The sequence below is a fragment of the Brevibacillus borstelensis genome (assembly GCF_036700025.1).
GTDB lineage: Bacteria > Bacillota > Bacilli > Brevibacillales > Brevibacillaceae > Brevibacillus > Brevibacillus borstelensis.
Genome location: NZ_CP144922.1, coordinates 596,844 through 618,114 on the forward strand (window position 1 = coordinate 596,844; position 21,271 = coordinate 618,114).

A 21,271-nucleotide genomic window follows, 5' to 3' on the forward strand; every position below is an offset into this window, starting at 1 on the left:
ACAAGCCGCCCTTACGGCTGTTTGGAACCGGAGCGGAACAGGAGAGCCAGGTCATCCCCGATATTGGCGCTTTCTTTTCCCGGCCTTGTCGCTTGCTTGATCCGATCCATGGCGGCTATCGCTTGCGGGGTGGTGACAGTCCGGATCTCTACGCCCCCGCCGTAAATGCGTTCGATTTGATCCTTGGCTTTGGACAGCGTTTGTGCTTGAGCGCTTGCGCCCATCGTGCCGATTTTGTCCGTCGGCCGCGAAGGTCCGCGGTAGGAGCTTCCTTCATAGGGGCTTAGCAGGTGGTTTTGTGTCTCGTCCATAGAGTTGGTGGAAAGGGTTTTTCCGTCTGCCGGAGCGAGGAAGACGCAGTCATGAACGACCAGAACATTGACTCCGTTGACTCCCGCAGCGGCCAGACGAGCCTCCAGATTCGACGAAGGTCCGCCGTCGTTTAAGCCGGAGCTGCCCATCATGCTGTAGGTGGCTGTCCCCATGCCGCTGTTTGTTGCTCCGTACTGATTGGTGGTCAGCTTCTTGTCGCGGTCAACACTGGGAATGACAGTCGTGTGGTCGTGTCCGGGAGCAGCCTGCTGATGCATGGACTGGGTTTGCGCTCCCTGGTTCGCTGCTCCTTGGTTTTGCCCTCCTTGATTCGGTGTCGCCTGGTTTGTACACGCAGTCAAAAGGCAAATGACACCGATCCCGCTGATCATTTTTCGTATCCGCATCCAAAATCCCTCCAGATTAGTGTTTGCCAGCTACCCGATATGATTTGCCGATTATTGCCTATTTATTGATGTCCGCAGTTGGAAATTTTTTTGGAGAAAATGGTTATTTTGCCGAAGAATTGCACACATAAAAGATATACATTCAGGAGGTGGTAGCTTTGGCACAGACAAACGAAGGACAAGAGCAAGCCGTTTCAAGAAGGAAATTCTTGAAAAACTCCGGTTTGGTTCTGGGCGGTCTGGTAGTAGGCGGCGTTGCGGGCAGCTTGCTCAGGACACAGGCCCCGCCCCCACCTGCGGCAGCTCCTGCACCGGCCGACTTCAATCAGGCTCTGATGTATTTTTCACCGGAGCAATTCCGGGTGGTTGATGCGGCGACAGAGAGGATTTTCCCTGAGGATGAGAACGGCCCCGGAGCCAGAACCCTTGGTGCAGCTTATTTTATCGACCACCAACTGGCAGGGGATTGGGGATTCAATGCCCGCGATTATATGCAAGGCCCTTTTTATCCCGGTGAAGCTACCCAAGGATATCAAGGCCGGCTCAGAAGGCGGGAAATTTTTGATATCGGGATTCAGGAAATGAACAACTACAGTACAACGAAATACGGGAAGCGTTTCTACGAATTGGAGGCAGATCAGCAAGATGCTGTATTAAAAGCCTTTGAAGCGGACGAAGTGAAGTTGACCACCATCTCTGCCAGCGGCTTCTTCAAGATGCTGCGTGCCAGCACGATGGAGGGCGTCTACGCTGATCCGCTTTACGGCGGCAACAAAAACATGGACGGCTGGAGGCTGAAAAATTACCCGGGGAACCAGATGGCTTATACCCAGGTAATCGAGCAAGACCAATTTGTCAAAATGGAACCAAAAAGCTTGCGTGACCATCAGCACGGATAAGAGGGGGATCGGACATGCCCAGAAGACTGCCCAAGGTAGATGTCGTGATTGTCGGAGTTGGTTGGGGCGGAGGAATCATCGCCTCGGAATTGACGAAGCAAGGCATGACTGTAGTAGGTTTGGAGCGAGGGAAAGAGCGAAAAACGGAGGACTATTTCATGGTCCACGACGAGCTGCGCTACGCTCTCCGCTACGAGCTGATGCAGGATTTATCCAAAGAAACGATTACTTTCCGAAGCAATACGAGGATCAGAGCGCTGCCGATGCGGAGCTACGGTTCCTTCTTGCTGGGGACGGGATTGGGCGGTGCCGGTGTCCACTGGAATGGACAGACCTTCCGCTTTTTGCCGTATGATTTCGAGATTCGCAGCAAGACGATTGAGCGGTACGGCGAGAAGAAAATTCCCGAAGGCATGACCATCCAGGATTGGGGCATCACCTATGATCAGTTGGAGCCGTACTACGACCGTTTTGAAAAACTCTGCGGGATCTCCGGTGAGGAAAATCCGCTGGCCGGAAAACGATCAAGTCCATACCCCACACCGCCGATGAAGCAGACACCGGCCATGAAAATGTTTGCCGAAGCGGCTAAAAAGCTGAAGCTTCACCCCTACATGATGCCTTCGGCCAACTTGTCGCAGCAGTATACGAACCCGGATGGAGTATCGCGGGCCGCCTGCCAATATTGCGGATATTGCGAGCGGTTTGGCTGTGAGTACGGAGCCAAAGCCGACCCGGTCGTAACCGTGATTCCTGTGGCGAAAAAGACGGGCAAGTTTGAGATCCGGACGCATTCCCATGTACGGAGAATTTTACATACCGGCAACAAGGCGACAGGTGTTCTCTACACAGACGTGACGACCGGAGAGGAATTCGAACAGCCGGCGGACATTGTCGTGTTGACCAGCTACGTGTTCAACAACGCCCGTCTTTTGCTCTTGTCCAAGCTGGGCCGTCCGTACGATCCGGCTACCGGAAGAGGAGTAATCGGGAAGAACTATGCGTATCAGGTAATCCGCGGGGGAGCGACAGGCTTCTTTGAAGAGAAGGAGTTTAACCTGTACGCAGGAGCAGGCTCTCTCGGCATGACGCTGGACGATTACAACGGGGACAACTTTGATCACTCCGATCTGAAGTTCCTGCACGGAGCGAGCATCAGCCTTTCGCAGACCGGACAGCGTCCGATCGCCAACAACCCGGTTCCTTCAGGTACGCCGAACTGGGGCAAGGAATATAAGGCAGCTTCGCTCAAGTATTTCAACAGGGCCCTCGGAGTCGGAGCCCAGGGGGCGTCCATGCCCTTCAGGCACCACTTCCTCGATCTTGACCCGACATATCGGGACGTCTTCGGCGATCCGTTGATGCGCATTACCTTTGACTTTGAAGAGCAGGACCGTCAATTGGCTGCCTTCACGGCGGACAAGTGTGGACAAATTTTAAAGGAAATGGGAGCGACCCATATCGATGTGAGGCGCGAGCTTGGCCCATACGACATTACCCCGTATCAGTCCACTCACAATACGGGTGGAGTTATCATGGGTGCCTCGCCTGACACTTCTGCCGTGAATAACTACTTGCAGATGTGGGATGTGGAGAATTTGTTTGTAGTCGGTGCGTCGGCTTTCCCCCACAACAGTGGTTACAACCCGACAGATACTGTGGGGGCGCTTGCTTACCGGGCGGCAGAGGGGATTGCGAAGTACGCGAAAGGCAACGGAGGGCTGCTTGTGTAGGTGGTTTGGTCTTTCGATGGAGGGACCTGGCTGTTTGAAGAAGGGGGCGTCTTGGGCGCTTCCTTCTTTTTTCTTGATGATACGCATCTGGGGCGGACTCTAGCGTACCTGGGCCTGACTTTCGTGAAGGAGATGAAAACGGAGAAAAACGCTACAGGTTCGGTGGGACACTTGCTCGGGATTGACTGTCCGGCTCCATTCCAAAAGCGAAACCGCGTCCAAAAGCAGCGGTTTCAGGGGGTATCTCAGAGGTTGGACGCTGAAAGCGTGTTTCGCTTTTGGAATGGAGCCTGGGTTGGTGTCCCAAAGACCTTCGCGTTTTTCTCCGTTTTCATCTCTACAGCTTTTAGGTTTTATCGGTTGGTCGCAGCGCCCACTCAAACGCTCGAGTACGCAGTAGTCAGTCAGACACCCGAGCCTTCATTCTTCACTTTCAAAGTCCATTCTCCACACTAATTGTCAGTTTTGCTAAAACGTTTAGCGAAAATGCGAAAAAACGGGTGTAGATTTGTTGGGGAAATTTGCGGGTCGGTTTCCGGCCTTTTTCTCCAATAGGGAAAAACACCGTGTTGGTAAGGAAAATAAGGCGGTTTTGGAACGCTTAGTTTCGGTATTTAAGTTAATTGCAGAATTGGCACAATCCTTGCAAAAGTAAAAGGCAAACGAACAGTGAGAGGAAGAAGCATCATGGACGCAAAAAAATGGAAGATGGATACAGCGTTGATTCATGCCGGGCATCAGCCTTGCGATAAGACGGGGGCGGTAGCTCCGGCAGTTGTACCGGCGGTGGCTTATGCGTTTTCCGATGCGGATGCCGCGGCTGCGGTGGTATCCGGGGAGAGGGAGGGAACGTACTATGGACGCTACGGCAACCCTACGATTGCTTCTTTGGAGATGAAGATCGCCGCGTTGGAGAATGGCGAGGCGGCTTTGGGCGTCAGCAGCGGCATGGCGGCGATCTCCGGGGCTTTGCTCGCTTTTTTGAAGCAGGGTGACCACGTCGTATGTACCAAGGATGTGTACGGCGGCAGCCATAAATTTTTGACTTCGCTTGCTCCACGCTACGGGATTGAGGTCGATTTTGTCGATTGTACCAAGCTCGCTGCTGTGAAACAGGCGATCAAGCCGAACACGCGGGTGCTTTATCTGGAGACGCCTTCCAATCCATGTCTGACAGTCCTGGATCTCCGGGAGCTTTCCCGACTGGCCCACGAGCACGGACTTACGGTCATTGTCGACAATACGTTCATGACGCCGTACCTGCAAAAGCCTCTGGAACTGGGGGCCGATGTGGTCGTACACAGCGCGACCAAGTATCTAAACGGCCATGGCGATGTGATCGCTGGCTTCATCGTTGGCAAACAGGATGTGATCCGGTTTATTCGGAAAAATATCATGGGTGATCTGGGCCAAAATTTGAACGCCTGGGATGCCTTTTTGATTTTGCGCGGGCTCAAGACGCTGGGCTTGCGGATTCGCCAACACTGCCAGAGCGCGGAGGCGATTGCCCGGTATCTGGAGGCGCATCCGGCGATCGAACGGGTGTATTATCCGGGTCTTGCCTCGCATCCGCAGCACGAGCTGGCGAAAAGGCAGATGAGCGGGATGGGCGGAATTGTTTCGTTTGAAGTAAGGGGCGGATACGAAGCAGCAAAATCTTTCATTAACGGACTGCGCCTGGCTATGATATCGTTTAGCTTGGGAGATCCGGAAACACTGGTTCAGCATCCAGCGTCCATGACGCATTTTTCCATACCGCCAGAGGAGAGGGAAGCCTTTCATATTACGGAAGGGTTGATCCGGCTGTCTACGGGCCTGGAGGATGTGTCGGACATTATCGAAGATCTGGAGCAGGCGCTTCGGCCGCTTGCGAATCACGTGTCTGCCGGCGTGTAACGTTTGACCGGGAAATGGCAGGGAGGTCGGGGCATGACGGAATTTTCTCGCATCCGCACATTTATTCAGGGGTACGCGGATAATATTGCGGAGGTGCTGGGGCTTGATGTCACTATTCTGGATGAACAGGGCATCCGGGTCAGCGGAACCGGAGATTACCGGGACCTGATCGGTTTGCCAGCCCCGGAAGGTTCGTTTTTTCGGATGATTTTGCAGACCGGGCAGCCGGGTATCATTTACGACATGAAGAAGAACGAATCCCAGTGCATGAACTGCAAGTTTCTGCTGCAGTGCAGGGAGCTCGCGACGATCGGGTTTCCGGTTCACAAACGGGAAAAGACCGTCGGTGTGATCGGCCTCATCGGTTTTTTGCCCGAGCAAAAAGAGAAGATGCTGCAGCATTCGGAAAAGCTGATGACGTTTTTGCACCATACCAGTGCTCTGATCGTGCACAAGCTGCTGGAGCTGGAGGAAGAGCGCAGACAAGGCTGCAATATCCAGGAGGAATTGCCCTATGACCCTGCCCAGGCCGTCTATTTCGCCCAGCTGATCGGAGCGGAAACCGGCTTGCAGGAGGTCATCCGCAAAGCGAAAAAGGTGAAAGACAGCCTCTCTACAGTGCTGATTCGCGGTGAAAGCGGGACGGGCAAGGAGCTGTTGGCGCGTGCGATTCACAGCGAAGGCAACCGCGCTGCGCATCCATTTATAGCTGTAAACTGCGCGGCGATTCCGGAAACCCTCCTGGAGAGCGAGCTGTTTGGCTACGAGGGAGGAGCTTTTACCGGTTCGAGACGAGAGGGAAAGCCGGGGAAATTCGAGCTGGCGCACAAGGGCACGATTTTTCTTGACGAGGTCGGAGATATTCCGCTTTCGCTCCAGCCCAAGCTGCTTCGCGTGCTGCAAGAGCGGACGGTGGACCGCGTAGGCAGCGTCAAGCCTGTCGCTGTGGACGTGCGGGTCATCGCGGCGACACATCGGGATTTGGAAAGCATGGTGAGGGAAGGTGCGTTTCGGGAGGATTTGTACTACCGGCTAAACGTCATTCCGCTTCGGCTGCAGCCTCTTCGGGAGCGGCGGGCGGACATTCCGCTCTACATTCACCATTTTTTGAACAAGTATGGAGCCCTCCTGCAAAAAGGTCGAATAGAGGTCGATCTGGACGTGATGGAACGGTTGAAAGGCTATGATTGGCCGGGAAACATCAGACAACTGGAGAACGCGATCGAATACATGGTCAATATGGCCGAGGATACGGTGATCGGAGCTGGCGACTTGCCGGAATACCTGGCGCAGCTTGAGCTGCCGGCAGTATCTGAACAGACGGGAGGCGAGGCGGCCAGCGGAAGCCTGGAGGATATGGTAGCCATGTATGAGCGAGATATTTTGCAGCAGTATTTTCGCTCGCCCAAATGGGGGGGCGACAAGACGAGGATTGCGGAGGAGCTGCAAATCAGCCTGTCCACGCTTTACCGAAAGCTGGAGAAGCACAGGCTGATTTGACTGTGGTTCGGCGGAGTGTATGCTTGTCAGTCACCTCAGTCTTGGCCTATTCTACGAGCGCCAGCCCCGGGAAAAGCAGCCTTGGGGTCGCAAAAAAGCAGCGTCCCTTTTGGGGCCGCTGCTTTCTGCATGAATGGTGGATTATGTCAATAAAAGACCGGTACAAACTCCTGCGACATTGCATGGTTTGCCTGCCAAGCGCCAAATAAACGGACAGAAGGCGACTTTGGCCAAACGTGAAAATGAATGCTGTCGCTATTGAAGCAATGAACGAATTTCACCCGTATTCGGATTGACGACAAACCATCCATACGTGCTCGTGTAGCTGTCGCCGGACTGGAAGTTGTTCACTACGGTCTGGTATATCTGGATGACGTAGTGCCCTTTTTCGTCGTCATGATCGTATTCGACGATATGCTGCGGTGTCAGGCTGCCCGCGAATTTCTTTTTGACCAGCTCGACAGCTTCCATTTTGGAATACATTTTCCCGGCAGGAAGCTTGCCGAGATAGATCGATTTGGTTTTTCCGTCGTAAATGACTGACTTGCCGAGATTTTCCGCGACAAAACGGATGGGTACATAGACTGAATTTTTGTACAATATTCCTTGTACGTCCATCGCTGGTGATTTTGGCACTCCGTCAAAATAATAGGTGAACGGCGTCTTGTTGATCTCGCTTGAATCCGGGTACGCTGGTGCAGCCAAGGCCAGTCCGGAGAACAGTGCTGATCCCACGACAATTCCCCCAACAAATGACTTCACATCCCACTTCATGAAAAACCCTCTTTCCCATCTCTATTTCTATGAATGAATTCCAAGGGATATTATGACAAAAAACATAGGACCAAGCTATCAAGCAAGGGTCATAGGAGCGAACGCCCAGAAACCGGGAAAAAGGCATTCTGTTCCCTCTGCGTTGGTCCTAGCAGGGGGATGGTTTTCCCGGGCAGGCAAGGAAAGAAGGCCCGTCTGATGGCGGGATGATTTCCCGGTCTCTTTTCTAGCAAATGAGAAGAAGGTATGATAGAGGGAAAGCTTTACTGAGAAAAGGCAGGTGTCTAGCATGTCTATTTTGCGGAACGATTGGGCTGAGATATTGGCGGACGAGTTTGAAAAGCCATACTACATCCAGCTTCGTGAATTTCTGAAAACAGAATACCAGAGTCAGGCAATCTATCCTGACATGTACGATATATTCAATGCGCTTCACCTCACACCATATCGGGAAGCCAAGGTCGTCATCCTCGGCCAGGACCCGTATCACGGTCCTGGTCAGGCACATGGACTCAGTTTTTCTGTCAAGCCGGGGGTAGCGACGCCGCCGTCCTTGCAAAATATTTACAAGGAGCTTCAAAGCGACTTGGGCTGTACGATCCCGCAGCACGGGTATTTGGTCAATTGGGCCAAGCAAGGCGTGCTGCTGCTCAACACGGTGTTGACGGTGCGAGGGGGAAATCCCAACTCTCATAAAGGCAAAGGCTGGGAAATTTTTACGGACCGGGTGATCGCCGCTTTGAACGACCGGGAAACGCCGCTGGTGTTTATTCTGTGGGGACGGCATGCGCAGGAAAAGGCGTCATTTATTGATACGAACAAGCATTTCATCATTGCGTCTCCGCATCCAAGCCCGTTTTCGGCCAATCGCGGCTTCTTTGGCAGCCGCCCCTTTTCGCGGACCAACCAGTTTTTGCGTTCGCAGGGAATGCAGGAGATCGATTGGCAGCTTCCGTTGCAGGCGGAGCTGGAAGAGGCGACTGCGGCTCGGTCGTAAGCTTTAGAAAATGAGCGAGCCATGAATGATGTGAGTATGCAGGTAGGCACCGTTCCTCTGGAGGACGTAGGCCGGAGCGGGGAGCGGTAACAGGCTTCTCTTCAAACGCAGTCGCTTTTCTTTTTTTGTGGTTGGACCGGCTCTAGTGGAGGAGATGAAAAAGGAGAAAACAGCTCAAGGTTCGGTGGGCCACTGCGAGGGGGCTGGACTGGCCGGCTCCATTCCAAAAGCAAAACCGCGTCCAAAAGCAGACTGCTCGAAGGAGCGTTTCAGAGTTGGACGCTAAAAGCGTGTTTTGCTTTTTCCATTCCGCCTGGGAGGTGTCCCAAAGACCTTCGCGGTTTTCTCCTTTTTCATCTCTACATCTGTTGGTTTTCTCGTAAAAAACCGTTCGGACATACGCCCGAACTGTTTTTAGAGAGGCTGGTTTGCAAGGAAGCTCGTATAAATGAACATCCGTCAGATTGCTGAGATCAGGCTTGTCGTGGGCCTTAAACAACATGAAGTCAGTTGCTGATAAATGCTTGCGGAGGTTTTTAGCCAGAGTTGTGGTCATGACTTTTTGCTCGAAATCCGTAGTCAATTAGAAGCCAACCTACTGACAGGTGAACCTTAGACACCTTTGAACGATCCCACATGCTCTTTAAAGCTGGGAGAAGCAAATCCCGCTCGCCAGAGAAGCCTGTTTCCAGTCGGAGCGACTAGCGAAGTCCGGCCCAGCTCCGCAATGATCCCGAGGAAGCAGAATCGCAACCTATGAATACACTTCGCAGCTGCGCGTCGTTTTGCGATTCCCTCGGGAGCATTGCGGAGCGGACAGTCCCAGCTTCTTTGCGGGACGAAGACCGGAGCGGAGAGTGGAAACAGGCTTCTCTCCACCGCAGCCGCTTTTTGAAAGTAGAAAAAAGCTTCTCCCCGCAGCCAGAGAGATTCACTGTCTAATCCATGCTCTGAATCACAATCAGGCAACCGGCCTCGATCGAAACCGTTCCGGTTTCCGAAACCAGTACGTTGCTTATGCCCAGCGTGTCGCCCATCCGCAGAGTCGCCTTGTCCAGCGGGTACTGAAAGCCGGATAGGGTGATTCCGCTGACCGTCTCTGTGAGCGGCAGCAGGGAGACGTGGGAATACCGGCTTTTCCGCAGGGTGATTCGGTCGGTGACGAGCATGATCTCGTTTTTTTCGTCCACGATCCGGCAGGGCACGCCAGCCTTCAGCCCTTTTGACAGCAAGTGAACATTGGCAAGCGTATGGTCGAACCGGGAGCCCAACGCTCCGACGAGAACGATCTCAGCCGGCTGCTGCTCCAGCGCCCAGAGAAGGCCCATCTCCGTATCAGTCAAGTCCTTCATGACCGGGTCGCAGGAACGCATTTCCTCGCTGTTTTGGCAGATGATCTCCCGCTCATCGGGTGTGACCGAGTCGAAGTCCCCGATGGACAGATGGGGACGTCTCTCGTTTTGTATCAAAAATAACGCTCCTCGGTCGACTCCGACCAAAAAGGCATCCTCGTCTATTTCTTCCAAAGCCCAACTGCCCAGATTTCCTCCTGCAAACAGTATGATTTTGGACGATTTCTCCATGATGTTCCCTCATTTACGTGGATTCGCGGCTGTCAAAGGAAAAGGCTGATTTGTTGAGCGGCCAAGCCTGACAGCATCTTTCTTTATCTTACCATGCAGGTGCGGTTAAGAGACAGGAGGGGCAGACATTGCAGTTACTGTAAGCAATACAGGCAATACAGGCAATGCAGGCAATGCAGGCAATGCAAACACTGCAAACACTGCAAACACTGCAAACACTGCAAACACTGCAAACACTGCAAGCACTCAAGCAATACAGGTACTACCTCCCGCTTGCTTTCTATGCCGGAAACGTACTACGATACTTTTACTATCCAAGATAGATGACTATTGGAGGCGAGAGCATGTCCGATAATTATACGAAGGTGTACACGGAAGAATCCTTTTGGGACAAAGTGAAGAAGTTCGCCAAAAAAGCGGGAGGAAAAGTAGTTTACGTAGCGCTGCTGCTCTATTACGCCCTGCAAAATCCCAAAACGCCTGCGTGGGCGAAAACGGTCATATTAGGGGCGTTGGGCTACTTCATCACTCCGTTGGATGTGGTGCCGGATATTACGCCGGTCGTGGGATATGGAGATGACCTGACAACGCTGATCGGAGCCTTGCTCATGGTCGCTGTCTATATTGACGACGATGTCAAAGGAAAGGCCCGCGGCAAGCTGACGGATTGGTTCGGGACGGAAGTGCTGGACGAACTTTCCGAGATCGATGAGAAGCTGAACAGCAAGAAGGAAGAGTAGGCTGACACAGCTTTCTTCCTTCTTCAGCCACGTAAACAAGAGGTTTTCTTTTCGAGTGAAGCGATATGGCCAGGATGATCGAAACCAAAACAAAACGATTGAATCTTGCGAATTTATTGATTAAAAATTTTTTATCGAACCAAGACCATTCCACTCCTTGCTTCCTGCATCCATGCAAATCTCGCCGAAGGATGGGTGAAGTCGAGCTTTTTATAAAAAAGACGGAGAGTGATTACCCGTGTCCACGATTTCCATCAAGCGTTTTCCGGAGTGTACGTTGTCTGAAATTACCGAGGCCTGGAACAGAGGATTTGAGGGGTACTTTTTCCCTGTCAATATGACGGTGGAAAACATGATTCAAAGGCTGGGAACCGAAGGGTATGCTGCTTCCCTTTCCGTCGTTGCCTTTGCAGACGGAGCGCCGGTGGGGGTTGTGGCGAGCGGTGTGAGAACGATTGGCGGAAAAAAGGTGGCCTGGAACGGCGGCACCGGAGTAGCGACAGAGTACCGGCGTCAGGGCTTGGGCAAAAGCTTGATGGAAGCCACACTTGCCCTGTACCGGGAAGCGGAGGTGGAGCTGGCCACTTTGGAGGCAGTCAGTCAAAACGACAAGGCGATCTCGCTGTACCGGCAGCTAGGCTATGAAGTGGTTGACAAGCTCTTGTTCTGGCAGCATAATGAAGCGTTTGCCAGCGCGCATCCGTTCGGCGATCCGGCCTCGCTTCCGTACCAGATTCGCAGGGGAATTCCGCAGGAGTCCGCTTCGCTTTCCTTTTACCCGGCGAGCATTCCCTGGCAGAATCAGTGGCAAAGCCTCCGCGACGGTGAGGCTGTATTTGTGGAGGATGCCCTGGGCGAGACGCTTGGCTACGCCTTGTACAAACGGACCTTCGACGAGGAAGGAAAGCTGGCTGCGATCACCTTGCGTCAGTGTGCATATCACCCTGACCGAGCGGATGCGGAGGACATCGTTCGTTTTGCGCTCGCCCATGCCTACGGGCCGCTTGACTATACGTGCCGTAGGGGAACCTTTAATTTCCCGGCCTCACAGGAAACGGTTCTTCGGGTACTGGAGGAAGCGGGATTTGCCCCATCAGGCAATGAGCAGGTATTCATGACCCGTCAGATGGAGAGAAAAGGCTGACTGGCTTTTTCATTGCTGACAGCCTGTGCAGTAGAACACTTTGCGGGATGACCATACGTCCTGTGTAATCGGATGAGCGCAACGGGGGCACGGCTCGCCTCCGCGATCATAGACGCGGCAGTGTTCATTGTAGCCGCCCGTCAGACCGTCTCCGCGGAAAAACGGCGTTTCCATGTAGCCGCCGTGCTCCAAGGCATCGTGGAGGACAGCCTGCAGCGAGTGAAACAGCCGTTTTTCCTCTTCCGGCTGGAGGGAAGGGATGCGGCGGAGCGGCAAGATCCCTGCGTGATGACAAAGCTCGTCGGCATAACAGTTGCCAATGCCGGCAAGCACATGCTGATCGACCAGCGCGGCTTTCAGAACGCCGCGCTTTTTCTGTATCAAGCGGGTAAACTGCTCTGCGGTAAACAGGGGGTCGAGCGGCTCGGGACCGAGCTTCGCCAACCGGTTTTCCGCTTCTTCCTGCGTCAGCAGATGCAAGTACCCGAGGCGCAGCCCGTGAAAGTAGAGAACGTGCCGTCCCACTGAGATCGTCACCTGGGCAGTCCGGTCGAGCTTGTCCTCCGCGGTCCCCCAGTACAGAAAACCGCCGAGCATGAGATGCAGCAACAAAACACGGCCCGATTGCAGCCGGAACAAGATGTGCTTTCCTCTGCGTTCGACCGTGGAAAAAGCAGTGCCTTTCACATGCTCTTCAAAGGCCGCTGCGGGTATATTGATCGTTTTCTCCCGCTGCACGCTGACATCTGTAATCGCCTGTCCGGTTAAACGCTCCTGCAGCAGTCTGCGATAGGTCTCCATTTCCGGCAGCTCCGGCATTTTCGTATATCCCTCCAGTCTGTTTTCCCCGTTCTGTTTCAAAGCGTCTGTCTTCTGCGTCCTGCCTCAGAGCGTGCGTGCTACTCGTCGTTGCCAAGCTCCAGGCGGTTAAGCAGCACATCCTCGACTTTCAGCAAATGGTGGAGCATTCTCTGCTGCGCCATCAAGGCGTCGCGTTCGCGGATTGCCATGTAGATCAAGACGTGTTCCTCGTACAGTCTTTCCGTGCTCGCCCTCTCGCCAAACAGCCACATTTTGCGGGTGTTCCGCATGCTCTTCGTCATGGCTCCGGAGATCGTCTTCATCATGTCGATCAACAGCCGGTTGTGACTGGCCCGCGCGATCGCCTGGTGAAAGTCGATGTCGGCCTGTTCGCTCGCCTCTTCCGAATCGGTGCCTGCCCTCATGTCATCCAATGCCTGTTTGAGCGCAGCCAGGTCGTCTTCTTCCCATTTTCGCGCAGCCAGACCGGCACTCCCGACCTCCAGGATTTTGCGGACTTCCAATAGCTCCAGAATGTCTTCGGAACCCATCAGGATGGTAGAGAGGGGAGCGGTCAGGCTGGACGTTTCAAACTTGCGGATAAAGGTGCCCTCGCCTTGCTTTATATCCACCAGGCCCATCGCCTGCAGGGCGCTCAATGCTTCTCTGACCGCAGATCGTCCGACCTGGAATTTTTCCGCCAAAGCCTGCACGGAATCCAGTTTATCCCCGGGCTTTACCTGCCCCTCCATTATCATTTGCTTTAGCTCGTCGGTGACGGCTTCATATATCTTTTTGTTGGATATTTGCTGAATTGGCAATGTGCTTCCACCCTTTACCTTGTGCTGAAATCATTTTACTATACGGGAACCCCCGAAGCATCTGCCTCAGGTTTGTCTAGTAAAACAGTGTCGATGCGGAAAAAGATCACAGCCGCGTATAGTTGGTTTGCTTCCGTCACATCTTTTTTCGAGGAGAGCATGGCTGGATGCTGGAAGCTGTCTCGAAACTATATTTTGGGAATATTCAGTCGTATAGTCATCAGATGAGTGAAGACGAGAGCAAAGTATCAAAAATTGACTTTGTGATTCTTTAAAATAGATTCAATATTTAGGTATATATGATAAACTGGTATGTAGCAAGGGTTTTTCAGAAGCAAGCCAGGCAGTATCGGCGTTCGCTGCCTGATGGACAACGGCTGGAGACTTGGTGTTTCTACTTGCCAAGCGTTACTATTTGACAAAAGTCATCAGATGACCTGATCACTAAAACGGGGGATTAGACATGCTGGATACAGAAATTCGCAAAAAGCTGTCAGCGATTGTAGGAGAAAAATATTTGCTCGACACGCCGAATGAACTGTACGCGTATTCCTATGACGCGACGCCCATCCACCAAGCCATGCCGGATGCGGTGGTGATGCCGGGCAGCGTAGAAGAGGTGTCGGCTGTGCTTAGGCTGGCAAACGTTCACGGCATACCGATCATACCACGCGGCTCGGGGACGAACCTTGCAGGGGGGACAATCCCTGTCGAGGGCGGCATCGTCATGAATATGAACCGGTTCAACCGCATTTACGAAATCGACAAGCAAAACCTGACGGCAACGCTGGGACCCGGTGTCGTGACTGCCGACCTGCATCAGGCAGTCGAAGCGGAGGGCCTGTTTTATCCGCCCGATCCGGGGAGTATGCGGATATCCACTGTCGGCGGAAACATGGCCCAGTGCGCAGGCGGGATGAGAGGACTGAAATACGGGGTCACCAAGGACTACATACTGGGGTTGGAATACGTCCTGCCGTCCGGAGAAGTGCTTCGCTGCGGCGGAAAAAACATGAAGGACGTGGCCGGCTATGATATGACGAGACTGATGGTCGGCTCCGAAGGTACACTCGGCGTCATTACCGAGATTACGGTAAAGCTGCTTCCCCTGCCGGAGACGAAGCGGACGCTGGTCGCCTACTATACCAACCTCGTCGACGCAGCCAAGACAGTGGAAACAGTGATTGCCTCCAAGATTATTCCGGCGACGATCGAGTTTTTGGATCAGTCCACGATGAAGGTCGTCGATGACTTTGCCAAGCTGGGCCTGCCTTTGGAGATGAAGTCGATGCTCTTGATCGAGCAGGACGGGCCGGAGGAGCTGGTCGTCCGGGATATGGAACAGATCGCGGAGATCGCCAGGCAGCAGGGGGCGGCCGAAGTCAAATTGGCGCAAACAGCCGAGGAGGGAGCCAAGCTTCTGGCGGCCCGACGTTCAGCTTTGGCGGCGCTTTCCCGGCTGCGTCCTACCACGATTCTCGAAGACGCGACAGTGCCCCGCTCCCGTTTGGCCGAGATGGTCGAAGAAGTGGAGCGAATCGCTGAAAAGTACCAGGTGCAGATTTGTACGTTCGGTCACGCAGGGGACGGGAATTTGCACCCCACCTGCATGACCGATGAGCGGGACAAGGAAGAGATCCACCGGGTAGAGCAGGCGTTTGAAGAAATTTTTCACGCCGCGATTCGCCTGGGCGGAACAATAACCGGGGAGCACGGCGTAGGGATGGCCAAGAGGAACTACCTCGACCTGAAAGTAGGTGCGGGCGGCATCGAGCTGATGAAGCGGATCAAAGCCGCTTTTGACCCGAACAACATCATGAATCCCGGCAAAATGTTCGCAAGCAGCGGCCGGCGCAGAGTGGTGGTGAAACGATGAGCAAGACGACCAGTCAGGAGCTGCTGTCGAAATTCAACATGGACGAGATCATGAACTGCATGCACTGCGGTTTTTGCTTGCCGGCCTGTCCGACCTACCGGGAAACGGGCCTTGAATCGCACAGCCCCCGCGGGCGCATCGCTCTCATGAAAGGCGTTGCCACCAGCCAGCTTTCCGTAGACCCGGAATTCGAGAAAAACATGTACGCCTGTCTTGGCTGCCGTGCGTGCGAGACGGCTTGTCCGGCGGGGGTCCCTTACGGCAGTCTCGTGGAAACGGCGCGGGAAGTAGTCGAGGACAACAAAAAAAGCGAAGCCACACCGCCTTTTCTTCGCCAGCTCGTGTTCGACAAGGTATTTCCTTATCCGGAGCGGATGCAAGCCTTGGGTACGGCTCTATGGGCAGCTCAAAGCGCAGGACTCCAAACAATGGCCAACAAGACCGGGCTGATCAACATTCTGCCGCGGGAGCTTGCAGAGATGCAGCAAGCGGTCGACAAAATCGCTTCCCCGAGGGAGCGCAAGCAGCGGGAAAAAGTAATGAAAGCGGAAGGAAAGGCCGCCCTGAAGATCGGGATGTTTACGGGCTGCATCATGGACGTGATGTTTTTCGAGACGAATCAGGCGACGGCAAGGCTTTTGACAAAAGCGGGCTGTGAGGTCGTTTTCGTGGAAAACCAGGTATGCTGCGGGGCGCTGCACGCTCATGCGGGAGAAAAGGAAGGGGCAGTCGAGCTTGCCAAGCGCAACATGGAAGCGTTCGAGCGGGCCGGAGTGGACTTCGTCGTCAACAACGCAGGCGGCTGCGGCGCGGCGTTGAAGGAGTACCACCACTGGTTCCACGACGATCCCGAGTGGAAGGAGCGGGCCATGGCGTTTGTCTCCAAGGTGAGAGACGCAAACGAGCTTTTGGCCGAGCTGCCGCCGCTGACCTTTTCCAAGCCGCTCAACGTCCGTGTCACCTATCAGGATTCCTGTCACCTGGCTCACGGACAGGGCGTTCGCAACCAGCCGCGCCAGCTACTGAGGAGCATCCCCGGCGTCGAGCTGATTGAAATGACCGGTGCGGACAGCTGCTGCGGCTCCGCGGGAATTTACAACATCACCAACTTCGACATGTCGATGCAAATTCTCGACGGCAAGATGGAGCATGTAAAGGAAACAAAGGCCCGCGTAATCGTCACATCCAATCCCGGCTGTCTCCTGCAAATGAAAAAAGGCATCATGCGCGCAGGGCTGGAGGGGCAGATGGAAGCGGTCCACATCATGGATTTGCTGGCCCGGGCATTGTAAGGCTGATCAATTGGTTCCTCCGCAGGCCGCCAATTGCCAAGAAACAGACAAATGCGAGCCGTTTCATACCGTACGATCATAGTCCCGTTTCCGTTTGGACGGGACTTTTTGGTTTGCCCCTGTAGAAGATTACCAATACACCAGCAGAATCGGGTAATATAGTATAGGGGGAAAGACCCTCCCATTTACGCACGGACAGGAGATTATGGAATGCAAAAAGTGGAATTGATCGCAACGGCGACATTTGGCCTGGAGTCAGTGGTAGCCGATGAAGTTAGGGCACTGGGCTATCAGGATGTCAGAGTAGAAAATGGAAAAGTTGAGTTTACGGCAGATATTTCCGCGATTCCCCGGACAAATTTATGGTTACGAACGGCGGATCGCGTGCGTCTAAAGATAGGGGAGTTTCGGGCGACGACGTTTGACGAGCTGTTTGAGCAGACAAAAGCGCTTCCGTGGTCGGATTGGATACCGGCAGATGCGACATTCCCCGTCGAAGGAAAATCGGTAAAATCAACGCTGTTCAGCGTACCGGACTGCCAGGCGATCGTCAAAAAGGCAGTCGTGGAAAGTCTGAAAAAGACGTACAAGCAGGATTGGTTTGAAGAAAAGGGGCCGTTGTACAAAATCGAGGTAGCACTTTTGAAGGACATCGCGACCTTGACGATTGACACGACGGGGCCGGGGCTCCACAAGCGCGGCTACCGGAGCCTGATCGGCGCAGCTCCCTTGAAGGAGACGATGGCGGCGGCGATGATTCTGCTGTCACGCTGGAAGCCGGACCGGACGTTGATGGACCCGATGTGCGGCTCGGGGACAATTCCGATCGAAGCGGCTTTGATCGGGCAAAACATCGCGCCGGGTATGAACCGGGAATTCGTTTCGGAAAGCTGGCCGACGATACCGAAGACGGCATGGCGGGAAGCGCGGGCCGAGACGCATGATCTGGCCAGATACGACCAGCCGCTGGAGATTATCGGAACCGATATTGACGAGGATATTTTGCGGGTCGCGAGACGGAATGCAGCCGAAGCAGCCGTAGATGAGCACATCCATTTTCAACAGATGGACGTCCGCAATGTCCGCACCAAGCGAAAGTACGGCTACCTGATCTGCAACCCGCCGTACGGCGAACGGCTCGGAGACTGGAAGCAAGCCGCCCGCCTGTATCGGGAGGTGGCGGAGGCTCTGCGGACCTTGGATACATGGTCCATCTACATGCTGACCTCGGACGAGCAGTTTGAGGAGCATTTTGGACGCAAGGCGAGCAAGAAGCGGAAGCTGTACAACGGAAATATCAAGGTCGACTACTACCAGTTCTTTGGACCGCGGCCGCCCCGTCCGAACAAATCAGAAACCCCGGCGGATTGATTCGTTTGTTCAAAGGAACCGGGACGTCTCTTGTGGGGTAACGTAAGCAAATCAAACACAAAGCAGAAAGAAGCGCAATGGAGGAGAAAACATGGGTGTAAGACGATCTGCAGGGAGGGTAATGGCTGCTTTCCTGGCATTTTCATTGATGGCCACCTCGGCAGCCGCCGCCACGGGACCGACTGTTCCGACCGGCACCGCCCCTGAGCCGGACAAAAAGACAGAGGCGGAGCGCTTGCCTGATGAACAGGCGATTGTCTTTAGCGATCTGACGAACAGCTATGCCCGCGAGTCGGTCAATCATTTGGCGTCGCTTCAACTGATCAGCGGGAAAAAGGACAATCTGTTCCTGCCGCAGGAGGCTATTTCCAGACAAGACGTGTTCGTTTTGCTGGCAAAGGTGATGGGGGTACAGCCCAAGCTGCCGAGAGAAGAGAAATACGAGGATGTGTCGATGAACAGTCCTTATGCGCCGTACATTTACGGCCTGACGGAACTTGGCGTGCTGAACGGACGCAGCGATGGCACGCTGGGGGCTGCAGATCCCCTGACCCGGCAGGAGATGGCCGTCATTTTAGACAGGCTTTGGAAGGCGGGCAGCGGTCCGAAGCAAATACTGGGGAAGGAAGCGTACGACGACGAGGATGAAATCGCCGACTATGCCAGGGAAGCGGTAGCATCCGTCACCGCCCAAGGCTGGATGAAGGGAGCCAATGGCGCATTCCGTCCACAGGGACAGGTGACGAGAGGAGACGCTGCTGTCATCGCGGAGCGCGTCTGGAATGCCCGTTATCAGCTGGCGGAGAAAGTCGATTTTGCCGTCAGCAAGACAAAGCTGACGGTGATGGCTGGCACCAGCGAGCGCGTAGAGGTCACACGCCCGAGCGGAGGAGCCCTGCCGTTTACCCCGGTCTTCGCGTTTGACCACCCGGAGCTCGGTACGATCTTGCCGGACGGCACCTTCGTCGCCGGTCCCTCTGCCGGGAAAGGCACACTGACGGTAAACGTCGGTTTCAAACAAGTGACGATTCCCGTGGAAATAACGAATGCGCCTGTCGAGCCGAAGAAAGACGAGGCAAAAGGACAGGATGCAAAGGGAACGGCGGAAGGAAAGCAAGCCGCTGACGCCAAGGAATCTGGCAACGCCGCGAATAAAGCGGATGCGGATGAAAAGCAGGCGGAATCCAAAAATGGACAGGCATCCGAGAAAACGGGAACGCCTGATTCGGAAAAGAAAGAACAAGCTAGTACAACCGACACGGCAGCATCCGAGCTTGCGGGAGACAGCCAGTCCCAAAAGGCGGAGAACGGCAAAAAAAATGAAGCGGTTGGTTCGCAGCCGGGCAGCGGCCAGGAAGCCAGCAGCAAGGGTAGCGACAGCAAAGCTGCCGGAAGCGAGGATACTGGAAGCAAAGAAACAGGCAGCAAAGAAACCGACAGCATGGATACTGGAAATAAAGATACCGAAAGCAAAAATGCCGAAAACAACGATAATGATAGCGAAAACACCGACAGCGATGTCGATCAGCCTTCCGAGGAGGACGAGCTGGTCAATCTCGCCCCGGGGAGCTTCACATCCGTAAAAACGTTTGGAATGGCAGATGCATTCTTCCAGGAAGTCGAAAAACAATACCCCGGCCCAGTCGGCGGCTTGGTCACGCCTTCCGAGACATGGACGGGCTACAATCGCCAATTTGGCCGAAAAGTGACGGTCGTACTGCCGGAAGCCAAACAGCTGGAGAGAGTAACACTCACGCTCAAGCATCAGAGAACCTCAGGGATTACCATTCCGGAGTGGATGGACGTGGAAGTGTCGCCAGACGGGAAAGCATGGTATTTTGCCGGAAAAGCAAAGCATGATGTATCTCAGGCGGAGGACGCTGTAGTTGAGCGGACGCTGGCCGTTACGCTGCCGCAGGTGGAGACCCGCTATGTACGGGTATCCTTCCCGGTAAAGGTGTTTGCCTTCGCCAGACAGCTCGAAGTATGGGGCAGGGATGGCAAGGGAAGCGCAGCGCCGCCGGTGCTGCTGCCATTTGCCAACCAGACCGATCCCCAAGCGGTAAAACCGTTGCCTCGCCGAGTAGAGAACATGCTTCTCGCCTATACCGGTGAACACGGCGAACGGGGAACCTGGACAAAGGAAGAATTCCTCCCGATGGTCGGCTACCGAACCACAGACGGGTACATGCGGGATCAGATGTTTGATACGATCCTCTTCCTGCCGTACCAGACCATGCCGGCCACCAAGGACAGGTGGAAGCAGTATTTGGATGATTTGTACCGCTCCAACCAACAGCTCGACGCGCTGAACAGTGCGATGCGAGAGTTCAACCGCTTGCGGGGAACGCTGTATGCATCGCCGACGATAGAAAATGTCGTATTGGCGCTGCCGTACCCCAATTCGGCGCAAACGGACTTCGGCGTGATCGATCCGAAAAAAGGGTCGCTTTCCTTCAACGCCAAGCAGGTGGGCGAAGAGCAAGCGTACCAAAACCGCAAGCAAGCATTGGAATGGTACTATGGAGAACTGAAGAAGCGCTGGGATCAGGCTGGCTTCCAGTACCTGCGACTCGACGGCATCTACTGGTTCCATGAGCTGGTAGAAGACGGAGCTCCAAAGGAACGAGACCTGATCCGCCACATGGGCAGCATGGTCCACAACGATTCGCTGCGATATTACTGGATTCCTTATTTCGGGGCGCCAGGGCTCAGCGAGTGGAAGTCCCTGTATTTTGACAATGCGTTCCTGCAGCCGACCTACTACACCGACAAGCCGGTTCCACTGGAGCGCATCCAGGGAACGGTGGAAGTGATGCAAAAGTACAGCATGGACGTTGAGATTGAAGGAGACGACCGGATGTACCGCGATCCGAAGTTCTACCAGCTGTACTACAACCAGTTGATCGCGGCGCGCAAAGCCGGAATGGACAAAAATAATATTCACGCCTATTACTTTGGATCGAAAACGCTGCTGATCGCCGCGAACAGCGATGATCCTGTGATCCGCGCTATCTATGATGACACGTATAAGTGGATGCGAGGAAAGTTTGAGCAGGATGAGTATTATCTGCCGGAAGAAATTCCGGTGAACAAGTAGATTTGTGAACGCTGAAAAAGGTCTG

The 21,271-nt window shown here is 54.2% G+C and carries 17 protein-coding genes; 12 read left to right on the forward strand and 5 right to left on the reverse strand.

The features are described 5' to 3' along the window. Nucleotides 1-11: 11 nt before the first annotated feature. Entirely contained in the window at nucleotides 12-719 is a 708-nt protein-coding gene (locus V5G20_RS02825) for a hypothetical protein (protein ID WP_003388528.1), read from the reverse strand. Between the two features lie 158 nt (nucleotides 720-877). Here V5G20_RS02825 and V5G20_RS02830 point away from each other — a divergent pair, with 158 nt between their 5' ends. The 4 genes from V5G20_RS02830 (at nucleotide 878) to V5G20_RS02845 (ending at nucleotide 6,747) form a co-directional block, all read left to right on the forward strand. Next, on the forward strand, nucleotides 878-1,618 hold the full coding sequence (locus V5G20_RS02830) for a gluconate 2-dehydrogenase subunit 3 family protein (RefSeq protein ID WP_003388527.1): 741 nt from the start codon (nucleotides 878-880) through the stop codon (nucleotides 1,616-1,618). 14 nt (nucleotides 1,619-1,632) lie between these two features. Beyond that, on the forward strand, nucleotides 1,633-3,351 hold the full coding sequence (locus V5G20_RS02835) for a GMC family oxidoreductase (protein WP_031932551.1): 1,719 nt from the start codon (nucleotides 1,633-1,635) through the stop codon (nucleotides 3,349-3,351). Between the two features lie 687 nt (nucleotides 3,352-4,038). Continuing rightward, entirely contained in the window at nucleotides 4,039-5,247 is a 1,209-nt protein-coding gene (locus V5G20_RS02840) for a trans-sulfuration enzyme family protein (RefSeq protein ID WP_031932553.1), read from the forward strand. A 33-nt stretch (nucleotides 5,248-5,280) separates the two neighbouring features. Then, nucleotides 5,281-6,747 (forward strand): sigma-54 interaction domain-containing protein, encoded by a 1,467-nt coding sequence (locus V5G20_RS02845; protein ID WP_003388523.1) that lies wholly within the window; start codon nucleotides 5,281-5,283, stop codon nucleotides 6,745-6,747. A 255-nt stretch (nucleotides 6,748-7,002) separates the two neighbouring features. Here V5G20_RS02845 and V5G20_RS02850 read toward each other — a convergent pair whose 3' ends face one another. After that, nucleotides 7,003-7,521: a stalk domain-containing protein gene (locus V5G20_RS02850; RefSeq protein WP_003388522.1), complete on the reverse strand. Its 519-nt coding sequence runs from the start codon at nucleotides 7,519-7,521 to the stop codon at nucleotides 7,003-7,005. A gap of 289 nt (nucleotides 7,522-7,810) precedes the next feature. Between V5G20_RS02850 and V5G20_RS02855 the strand changes: the two genes are divergently transcribed. Continuing rightward, entirely contained in the window at nucleotides 7,811-8,518 is a 708-nt protein-coding gene (locus V5G20_RS02855) for a uracil-DNA glycosylase (RefSeq protein ID WP_122957970.1), read from the forward strand. A gap of 756 nt (nucleotides 8,519-9,274) precedes the next feature. Then, entirely contained in the window at nucleotides 9,275-9,460 is a 186-nt protein-coding gene (locus tag V5G20_RS02860; RefSeq protein WP_039071046.1) for a hypothetical protein, read from the forward strand. Here V5G20_RS02860 and V5G20_RS02865 read toward each other — a convergent pair. Continuing rightward, entirely contained in the window at nucleotides 9,457-10,101 is a 645-nt protein-coding gene (locus V5G20_RS02865) for a thiamine diphosphokinase (protein ID WP_003388519.1), read from the reverse strand. The genes V5G20_RS02860 and V5G20_RS02865 overlap by 4 nt on opposite strands. Nucleotides 10,102-10,445: 344 nt before the next feature. Between V5G20_RS02865 and V5G20_RS02870 the strand changes: the two genes are divergently transcribed. Both V5G20_RS02870 and V5G20_RS02875 read left to right on the forward strand, forming a co-directional pair. After that, nucleotides 10,446-10,841: a YkvA family protein gene (locus V5G20_RS02870; protein ID WP_003388518.1), complete on the forward strand. Its 396-nt coding sequence runs from the start codon at nucleotides 10,446-10,448 to the stop codon at nucleotides 10,839-10,841. A gap of 238 nt (nucleotides 10,842-11,079) precedes the next feature. Then, nucleotides 11,080-11,985 carry a GNAT family N-acetyltransferase gene (locus V5G20_RS02875; protein WP_338463146.1) on the forward strand — a complete coding sequence of 302 codons (906 nt, stop codon included), beginning with the start codon at nucleotides 11,080-11,082 and terminating at the stop codon, nucleotides 11,983-11,985. A gap of 9 nt (nucleotides 11,986-11,994) precedes the next feature. Here V5G20_RS02875 and mutM read toward each other — a convergent pair whose 3' ends face one another. Further along, complete coding sequence (mutM, locus tag V5G20_RS02880) at nucleotides 11,995-12,804, reverse strand: bifunctional DNA-formamidopyrimidine glycosylase/DNA-(apurinic or apyrimidinic site) lyase (protein WP_031932557.1); 810 nt, start codon at nucleotides 12,802-12,804, stop codon at nucleotides 11,995-11,997. An 80-nt stretch (nucleotides 12,805-12,884) separates the two neighbouring features. Beyond that, on the reverse strand, nucleotides 12,885-13,607 hold the full coding sequence (locus tag V5G20_RS02885) for a FadR/GntR family transcriptional regulator (RefSeq protein WP_338463147.1): 723 nt from the start codon (nucleotides 13,605-13,607) through the stop codon (nucleotides 12,885-12,887). A 463-nt stretch (nucleotides 13,608-14,070) separates the two neighbouring features. Here V5G20_RS02885 and V5G20_RS02890 point away from each other — a divergent pair, with 463 nt between their 5' ends. The 4 genes from V5G20_RS02890 to V5G20_RS02905 all read left to right on the forward strand — a co-directional run bounded on the left by V5G20_RS02890 (nucleotide 14,071) and on the right by V5G20_RS02905 (nucleotide 21,246). Continuing rightward, on the forward strand, nucleotides 14,071-15,483 hold the full coding sequence (locus tag V5G20_RS02890) for an FAD-binding oxidoreductase (protein WP_327927115.1): 1,413 nt from the start codon (nucleotides 14,071-14,073) through the stop codon (nucleotides 15,481-15,483). Further along, the gene (locus V5G20_RS02895) at nucleotides 15,480-16,775 is read left to right on the forward strand and encodes a (Fe-S)-binding protein (protein WP_031932560.1); all 1,296 of its coding nucleotides are present in this window, start codon (nucleotides 15,480-15,482) and stop codon (nucleotides 16,773-16,775) included. Before V5G20_RS02890 ends, V5G20_RS02895 begins: the two co-directional genes overlap by 4 nt. A gap of 210 nt (nucleotides 16,776-16,985) precedes the next feature. Continuing rightward, nucleotides 16,986-18,146 carry a class I SAM-dependent RNA methyltransferase gene (locus tag V5G20_RS02900; RefSeq protein ID WP_338463148.1) on the forward strand — a complete coding sequence of 387 codons (1,161 nt, stop codon included), beginning with the start codon at nucleotides 16,986-16,988 and terminating at the stop codon, nucleotides 18,144-18,146. Between the two features lie 91 nt (nucleotides 18,147-18,237). Beyond that, the gene (locus V5G20_RS02905; protein ID WP_024983727.1) at nucleotides 18,238-21,246 is read left to right on the forward strand and encodes a DUF4855 domain-containing protein; all 3,009 of its coding nucleotides are present in this window, start codon (nucleotides 18,238-18,240) and stop codon (nucleotides 21,244-21,246) included. Nucleotides 21,247-21,271: the final 25 nt, after the last annotated feature.